This is a genomic window from Legionella waltersii (assembly GCF_001468085.1).
GTDB classification, from domain to species: domain Bacteria; phylum Pseudomonadota; class Gammaproteobacteria; order Legionellales; family Legionellaceae; genus Legionella; species Legionella waltersii.
Map to the genome: position 1 here is coordinate 681,790 of NZ_LNZB01000060.1, position 7,618 is coordinate 689,407.

The following is a 7,618-nucleotide window of genomic DNA, read 5'->3' on the forward strand; positions in this document are numbered from 1 at the left end:
CCCGCAATAAACCCTTTGATATTTTAATTTAATGTTCAGCTATTTTTCCTATGCTTAATAGATTAAAGATTCTAATATATCCAGTTTCACGATAATCAGACTGAATGACTTGACGTGGAATTTAGCTCACCGTTGTTCAGATATTATTTTTTTAGCGTCTTTTAAAAGAAGTAATAGCTGATTCTCTCTTATTGGAGAAGGTTCAAAGCCAAATCGTTTATAAAAGGCTTCGGCTTTTTCATCTATAGCATGAACTAATAAAGCTCTTACACCACCTTGTTCTGCAATTTGCAAGGTTTTTAATATTGCATCTTTAAGCATTGCTTTCCCAATACCCATACCCTGATATGTATTAAGAACAGCTAATCTTGCTAATATGACAACAGGAATAGGATATTTGCCCATTCCCTTTTTTATTCGTTCAGATGCCTCATCAACATCTACCTGCCCTACTGTAAGGCTATAAAAACCAACCACAAGATTATTATCAGCAACTATGAAAGTATTGGCAGAACCGGACATTTTTGCTTGAAAAGCATATTTTTTTAACCATTCATCTAATTCTGGGTGATTACTATTAAAATCAGTTAAGTTATGATCTTTATTTAAAGGTTCAGGTTTTTTTAACGTCATTTAAATCCCATGGAGATGATGAAGAAAATAAATCCTTTAGCCCTTCATTATCTTGCTCTGGGCGATCTAGAGTTTCGGAAAATTGGTTAAAGATATCGCCAGAAACCATAAAAAGTCTCTGATCTAAAATAATTTTTTCAGCAGCTTGATACGCACTATCCGTTATAAATTCAGTCAATGACTTATGACTTATATCAGAAGCCATCCGGATTATTTTGGCTTGCGATTCAGATGCACGAAAACCCAATCGGGAAGTTTTAGCACGCACAGACTTTGATTGCGGTCTTCTTGCCTTTCGTGGATTTTTAGCTGTAGGTGTTTTTGTATTATCCACCTTTCTTGCATTGGACATGATATTTCTCAAAATAATCTCTATTAATTATATGTTAGTACAATTGACGCACATTATCAATAAAAATAGCTTCTCCAGTAAATAAACCGGGGGTTTTCTTCACTCCCCTGGTCATTAGCTCTTTTAAGACTCAAAAATAGCTTTTAAGAGTTAAAATCCAGGTGTTTTAAGACGTATGCTATTGTTTATTCGATATAAATTTTAGTCAGCCCCCTATATATAATGGCTTTCGTAACTTTGAAAATTATAGAACCCGCGTTAGGGTGTTGTGTTGTTAATTGGGGCGTGCCCCCCGTAATTGGGAAATATCAAAAAAATGTTTATAAATCAATAAGTTGGTGGTTGCGGCGGGAATTGAACCCGCTATTATAGGTTTTTGTGTTGTTTATGAAATACTATCAAAGACCATGAAATACCATGTCGGATCTGGGTTATCGCCCCTTTTCTAAAATATGCAAAGTTGTCTTTTATAGTCTTTAGTTGTCTGCAAATGGTGCCGTTTTGGTGCCGCTATGCCGCTTCTAACTCAATATGAACACGTTGCCCAATAGCTGCTGCAATATTTACCAAGGCATCTAATGAAAATCGAGAAATACGACCACGTAACATATCATTCAAACGTGGTTGGGTGATTCCGCAATGTTGAGCGGCTTCAACTTGTTTCCAACCATTTTTTTTAACAATCGCTACAATTTGGCGCATCAATTCAGCCTTCGCTTGCATATTAGCTGATTCCCCAGCGGTATCAGCAATTGCATCCCAAATGTTATCGAAGCTTTCTACTTTACTCATTTCTATTTGCTCCTCATCAGTTCAGTAAAACGTGCTTTTGCAAGATCAATATCACGTTTTGCTGTGGCTTGAGTTTTCTTTTGGAATGCATGTAAAACATATACTGCATCCGCTAGTCTTGCTGTGTAAATAATACGATACGTTCCCGATTCATCCCAAATTCTAATTTCATCAACACCCTTGCCAATCGAAAGCATGGGTTTAAAATCATCGGGCCGCTCACCACGTTGTACTTTATGAAGTTGGTAACCCGCATCTTGTTTTGCATCACTATTAAATTCACGCAGACTAGTTAATGAATCACCTAAAAATCGTATCGGTTTCATTCATTATTTTTATATCTTTTTTGATATAATTATATCGGTTCTGGTATAATTTTCAAGGGCTCAGATCGAATGTAGTATAGTTGTGTCGGGACCCAACGTTAGATTTTATGAAAACAAAACGACAGTGTCGATGGAGTTGCTACTATAAAACCGAACTACTTAACTCACCGCAAATAAGATCCTAATATATTCTCTAGTAACCATCATTTTTAAGCCTCAAAATGGCTTCTATTTTATGCACGCACAGATACTGTAAACAAGCTACTTCTTATCCACTTTGTAAGCATTTACCGACAAACCTGAAAAGAATATTTAATTTAATTTTTTTAACATGCTAGAATTGTGAGCAATTTTTTAAGTTAAATTCAAATAATTGGTAAGTGAGTTGTAAAATGGAAATGAAGGACCTTAATATAAGAAGGATCTTTTGGGATGAGATAAAGGATGAAATTAAGCAAGCAAACCAAGAGTTTTATAGTCTAGTAGAAGAAATTAATCCAGGAAAGGATTGCCCACTTTACCTCTTACAATTTCCATATGGAGACCTCGTTGGCGACACCATCAGCCAATTTATACCCTTAAAAAATGGTGATTATATTAGGCTAAATGACCCCGATTTACCTTCTGAAATTTTAAAAGATCTTGGTTATGGTAAAAATAACTCACCCATGGGCATCATTTTAGATAAACAATTTGAGCTTTTTGTGGACTTAAAATCCAAAAATACCATCATTCCATTTAGAGTACAAAAGCCAGGAGAGTTTCTAAATTATACCAGAACATTAAATATCAACCATGATTTTAACTATGCACCAAACGGGGTCTTATCCATGACTTCTGGGACAAGAAGTTCTTTTGTATTACCGAGCATAGGATGTTCTAACAAATTTTCAAAAATGTGCCGGTCCTTAAGAATACAATTGCCGAAACCTGATACCACTTATAACCACCACTACTTATTCCAATCTCTTCTTAATAGCTCAACAATAACTAATAAATGGCGATCTAGTTTGGTATATTTTTCCGAAAAATGGATAACTAATATTAAACATAATGTTGAATGGCATAAAATTCAGCAGTATTTTTTTAAAGTATTTTCACAAAAATGTCTATTCTCAAACAACTTGGTACATTGTAATACTACGTATTCCTTATTATTAGAAAAAAACAACCTAAAACCGAATCCTTACTTATTTGATACATTCAAGCATTTAATCAATATCATGTTAGGAGAGTCTCCAGGTTTTTCACCTGCTGTAACTGAATACGGTCTACCTTTAGGTATGCTTCAGGATATCCTTGTCAGTTCATACGGTTTAGTTAATACGATACCGACCATCATGACCCCATCTACTTTCGATATAAGAAGAAAAAATTCTGAGTCCATTTATTACTCTCTTCAAATACCAACAACGAGCTCATTTTCCCCAAAATCAAAAAATAGTAGTGTTATGGTTTACCTGCGTGAATTGCAATACTTATATACGAAACTAAAGGATGAATTAATTAAAGATAATCATTTTTTCTCAGATACAATTATTCAATATGCGTTTCAAAATCTAGACTATTCATTCCACCACAATTTTAACGATATAGATTGTGTGGTTGATCAAATCAAAAATCTAACTTCGACTGATGATCGATTTCGGTTTATGGTGAACGTCCCAAAATTAAACATGCAAGTGGCTGAAGATGCAAAATTCTTCAGAGGCTGTGTAAAAATTTCATGGAGTAGGAATTAAACGTTCATGCCATTTTTTGGCTCTATTAAGAGCACGACCCGATAAATTATCGCCACAGAGGCTTCAAAAGCGTGATGTATTTCTTGCTGAAAACCCAGCAATAGACGCTATCTATCAATTTCAACAACAGCTCGATCAATTACTTCTATATAAAACAATGAATCAACAATATCGGGGTCGGACCAAAAATTTCTAATAATAAACAATATGATACCTGATAAAAGGCTCTAATTTTAACTCTTAGAAGCTATTTTTAAGACTTAAAATGCCTTCTAATTTAAGCTGTAGGAACTTAACCTTGTTTTTCTAAAACGGATACATATAATCGCCGTTTCAAGTCCAAATAAAAGAATATAAATTTTGGTCAGACCCCTATATATACCCTATATATGATTATATGATCTGCCTCATATAGCAACCAGGCTACCTATAATGATATTTTGAATTTCTTTAATTTGGTGGGTGGCGCCTATAAGCTTTAGGCTCTAATTCATTGATAATTAATGATTTAATCAATGTGATTTTCAAAAAGGCCCCCAATTAGGCCCCTAAAAATACTGTACTGATGCAGAAATCAAACCCTGCTCCGCACATATACTGTTAATTGTTCGTAAATTGCGAATAGAGTGAATACAGGCATAATCAAATTAAAAACTGCTCTTATATTAGACAATATAGTTAATTATTACTTGTTATTGGAATAATGTCTTTATTAAAAAAATAATAATAAATAGTAGGCTTAGTATTGCTCTCAAATGCATTTTCAACAATATAATATTGGCCAATATTTGAACCTGTCCCTGACCGTGAAATTGGTCCATTAAGACATAAGTATGATTGGTTTTTAAATTTAATTTTTGACCATGATGTATCGGTTGGATAAAGCAAGCCAGGTTTAATTTCTGGGTTCACTGACCTATTTTCGGCTTTTTGTAAATTAATTGTTTGGCCATTAACAACTAAATAGGGTATATCCGCGCATCTCACAAAACCATATGTTTTATTGTCGAAACTTACTTCAAATGGCTCTTCACAATTTTTTTCATGGTTATCTGCATAAGAGCCATCTTCTTTGGTGTGGATAGTGACCTTATTGTTATAAGGCTTCTCATCAACACAGGATCTTAATACTTCAAAAGGAGGTTGTGCAAAGGAGTATGGCAGGAGTAACAGGCTCACTAACCCTCCAATAAGTTGATTTATTGACATTGTTTATTTCCAGTTGCTTTTAAAAAATTATTATTTAGCTTCCAAAATATAGTTTTTCCATAGGTAACAACAGATTCGTATTCGTAATCATATCGTCCTTTTTTTGTCGTAATATTCCTAGGTGGAGGCTCAGTGACATCGAAAATATTATGTTGGTCATGAGTAAAATGAAATCCATGCCGGTATTTATAATGATGCGGTCCACTAGTTTTTAAATCATACCCATCCCAAAAACATCCGCCATTTGCATAATCAATACCTTGGTTAAGTGCATTTCTAGCTGCATCATATGCCTTTTCTAAATTAATTTCTGTATCAGAGCACATTAATTTTCTATAACGGGAGTTTCCATCACTAATTACAAAGCTGAAACTCGGATATTTTTTAATTAATGCTTGAAGCGATGGCATTTTGGCAGCATCTCGTCTTCTTAAAGTTGCATAAGCAATCGCCGCCATTTCTTCATAATTATCCATAGCGGAAGACTCACCATATGCTATTGCTGCTAGTAATTTCTCTTCAGAAACTTCATCAGGATTTATTATGCATGAAAAATCTGGTCTTGAGCAGTTTTTTTTGTCTTCGGACAACGTCCAAGATAAATTGGGACACGATGCTACAGGGGCTTCACACCAACCAAAATCCATAGGTATTTCAAAAGATCCATCTGCACAAATATCTCCTCCTTGCACATACACTGGATTTCCAGAAGGATTCATACACCACATACCACCTGGCACATCGGTTGGGGGTAATCCTATTGCATCGCACACACCCTGCCATGTTTTTTCCATAATAGAGCGGTTGCTATTTAAAGTATAAGCGCAGTCTATCTTAGTGTTTGTGGTCATAATCGCTGATATTATTTCAGCATAGACACTGATATAACTCATGGCGAGTATGCTACATATAGTACAGCGTAAAAAACGGAGCATACAACTTTACAGCCTTTAAAAAGGTAAATATATTTTTATATGATTACATCGAATCATATTCATTTGTTGGTAATGTGTACAACGAAAAACCACATCAAATCAAGGCAGAATGCAGATCGGCAATTGCTATCTTGTTGTCTTTGGTTGTCCTTAATTGTCAGCAAATAAACCCGCAGAGTTTTAACCAAGTAACTTTTGAAATCACCAATTACCTAAACTACTTAATTAGTAAGAGTGCTTTAATCAATAAGCAGATTAACAATAAGGCGAATAAGAATATCTTTCTGGTTCGGATTACTTTCTGCAACCAATAAAGCAAGTGCAATTAAGCCATTTTCATTGAATTTAATGGGAAAATTTTGTGATTTGAGATACAGCAAAAACAGGAAACTACCAATCCGCTTATTTCCATCGGTGAATGGATGATCTTTAATGATGAAATATAACAAATGAGCTGCTTTTTCTTCTGGTGTTTTATATAAAGATTCGCCGCCAAAGGTTTGCTCGATATTATTTAAAATACTATCCAAACCTCCGTCACGCTCTTTTCCAAAAAATTCTGTTGCTTAATTGCGTGCACTTAACTCTTGTTTTAATGACCTAATTGCTGATAGTGCTATATGATAACTCAATTTAGATGATGTTGATTTGCCTACTGTCGGTAACTTCAGTTCACCCTCATCATAAGCTAAGAGCAAATTCCAAGTTTTAGTATAAGCTAATATTATTTGTATAGCTTCTCGTCCTAGATCATTAACTAGATGTTGATTAATTAAAGTTTTTTGTAATAGCTCTACGGTTTGTTGTAGTTCATCGATACCTTGTTGATTCAACCGCTTTTCATTGGTTGTATACCCGTGAATTAAGTGTTCTTTTAATATATTGCTAGCCCATTTTCTGAATTGCACACCTTCTTTGGAGTTTACTCTATAACCAACGGAGATTATGGCATCAAGATTATAATAATCAACTTGATATGTTTTGCCATCCGAGGCAGTTGTTGCAAAATTTGCAACAACTGAATCCTTATCTAACTCATCGATTTTAAATACATTATTTAAATGTCGTGAAATAACTGACTTATCACGCCCGAATAATTGAGTCATCTGATTTAAGGTAAGCCAAACAGTCTCGTTAGCCAGATTGACATCTATTTCAATTTGCCCATTTTTAGCTGTATATATAACGATTTCTGACACGGGGCCCCGCATTAATTATTATGGCTTAAAGTATGATTTTATCGTTTACTTGGCGGAATGGAAAATAATATTAGTGATCGTCCTGCTGATGCAATGTTTATGTATTTTACAATAATAGTGGTAATGGGGCCGACTCCAGAAAATACCGATTAATGATGTCGGAATATCCAAGGAGGGATGGGTGATTTTTCCGACCACAAACAGTGGTGTCGTAAACATGTACCTAAATTTTCAGACATGATTAATGAGCTTAAGAATAGCTCTTTTAGCGCTCTGGTCTCACTTGGTATAACTGCATATTCTTGCTGATGTTGAACACCAATTCCTGCGAAGTTGAACACTGATTCTTGTTGATGTTGAACACCCACAGATAGTTTTTTGGAGCCGAGGCATAAGATATCGTTTTTCTTGAACATAAGAACAAGGAGAG

8 protein-coding genes and 2 pseudogenes are annotated in these 7,618 nt (G+C 34.7%); 1 reads left to right on the plus strand and 9 read right to left on the minus strand.

Annotation, left to right across the window (positions count from 1 at the left end; translation table 11 throughout):
- Positions 1-126: 126 nt before the first annotated feature.
- From Lwal_RS16200 to Lwal_RS16215, 4 genes are all read right to left on the minus strand, one after another.
- Positions 127-633: a GNAT family N-acetyltransferase gene (locus Lwal_RS16200; RefSeq protein ID WP_058481821.1), complete on the minus strand. Its 507-nt coding sequence runs from the start codon at positions 631-633 to the stop codon at positions 127-129.
- Positions 614-985, minus strand: a complete 372-nt coding sequence (locus tag Lwal_RS16205) for a type II toxin-antitoxin system TacA family antitoxin (RefSeq protein ID WP_083500129.1) — start codon at positions 983-985, stop codon at positions 614-616. The genes Lwal_RS16200 and Lwal_RS16205 overlap by 20 nt, the downstream gene beginning before the upstream one ends.
- A gap of 510 nt (positions 986-1,495) precedes the next feature.
- Entirely contained in the window at positions 1,496-1,777 is a 282-nt protein-coding gene (locus Lwal_RS16210; RefSeq protein ID WP_058481822.1) for a helix-turn-helix domain-containing protein, read from the minus strand.
- 2 nt (positions 1,778-1,779) lie between these two features.
- Positions 1,780-2,103 carry a type II toxin-antitoxin system RelE/ParE family toxin gene (locus tag Lwal_RS16215; RefSeq protein WP_058481823.1) on the minus strand — a complete coding sequence of 108 codons (324 nt, stop codon included), beginning with the start codon at positions 2,101-2,103 and terminating at the stop codon, positions 1,780-1,782.
- 392 nt (positions 2,104-2,495) lie between these two features.
- Between Lwal_RS16215 and Lwal_RS16220 the strand changes: the two genes are divergently transcribed.
- Positions 2,496-3,845: a hypothetical protein gene (locus tag Lwal_RS16220; RefSeq protein ID WP_058481824.1), complete on the plus strand. Its 1,350-nt coding sequence runs from the start codon at positions 2,496-2,498 to the stop codon at positions 3,843-3,845.
- 678 nt (positions 3,846-4,523) lie between these two features.
- Here the strand turns inward: Lwal_RS16220 and Lwal_RS16230 are convergent.
- From Lwal_RS16230 to Lwal_RS18005, 5 genes and pseudogenes are all read right to left on the minus strand, one after another.
- Positions 4,524-5,054, minus strand: coding sequence for a hypothetical protein (locus Lwal_RS16230; protein WP_058481826.1), 531 nt, complete (start codon positions 5,052-5,054; stop codon positions 4,524-4,526).
- Positions 5,045-5,947, minus strand: a complete 903-nt coding sequence (locus Lwal_RS18000) for a hypothetical protein (RefSeq protein WP_058481827.1) — start codon at positions 5,945-5,947, stop codon at positions 5,045-5,047. The genes Lwal_RS16230 and Lwal_RS18000 overlap by 10 nt, the downstream gene beginning before the upstream one ends.
- 281 nt (positions 5,948-6,228) lie before the next feature.
- Positions 6,229-6,528: pseudogene (locus Lwal_RS17815) on the minus strand (type II toxin-antitoxin system death-on-curing family toxin); the annotation flags it as partial.
- A 27-nt stretch (positions 6,529-6,555) separates the two neighbouring features.
- Positions 6,556-7,188 carry a virulence RhuM family protein gene (locus tag Lwal_RS17820; protein ID WP_197697711.1) on the minus strand — a complete coding sequence of 211 codons (633 nt, stop codon included), beginning with the start codon at positions 7,186-7,188 and terminating at the stop codon, positions 6,556-6,558.
- 149 nt (positions 7,189-7,337) lie between these two features.
- A pseudogene (locus tag Lwal_RS18005) lies at positions 7,338-7,618 on the minus strand (hypothetical protein); the annotation flags it as partial.

What these genes read in the sequence shown, in the direction of transcription:
- Lwal_RS16205 (WP_083500129.1), bottom strand. Translation starts at nt 985, where the DNA reads ATGTCCAATGCAAGAAAGGTGGATAATACAAAAACACCTACAGCTAAA.
- Lwal_RS16230 (WP_058481826.1), bottom strand. Translation starts at nt 5,054, where the DNA reads ATGTCAATAAATCAACTTATTGGAGGGTTAGTGAGCCTGTTACTCCTG.
- Lwal_RS16210 (WP_058481822.1), bottom strand. Translation starts at nt 1,777, where the DNA reads ATGAGTAAAGTAGAAAGCTTCGATAACATTTGGGATGCAATTGCTGAT.
- Lwal_RS16220 (WP_058481824.1), top strand. Translation starts at nt 2,496, where the DNA reads ATGGAAATGAAGGACCTTAATATAAGAAGGATCTTTTGGGATGAGATA.
- Lwal_RS18000 (WP_058481827.1), bottom strand. Translation starts at nt 5,947, where the DNA reads ATGAGTTATATCAGTGTCTATGCTGAAATAATATCAGCGATTATGACC.
- Lwal_RS16200 (WP_058481821.1), bottom strand. Translation starts at nt 633, where the DNA reads ATGACGTTAAAAAAACCTGAACCTTTAAATAAAGATCATAACTTAACT.
- Lwal_RS16215 (WP_058481823.1), bottom strand. Translation starts at nt 2,103, where the DNA reads ATGAAACCGATACGATTTTTAGGTGATTCATTAACTAGTCTGCGTGAA.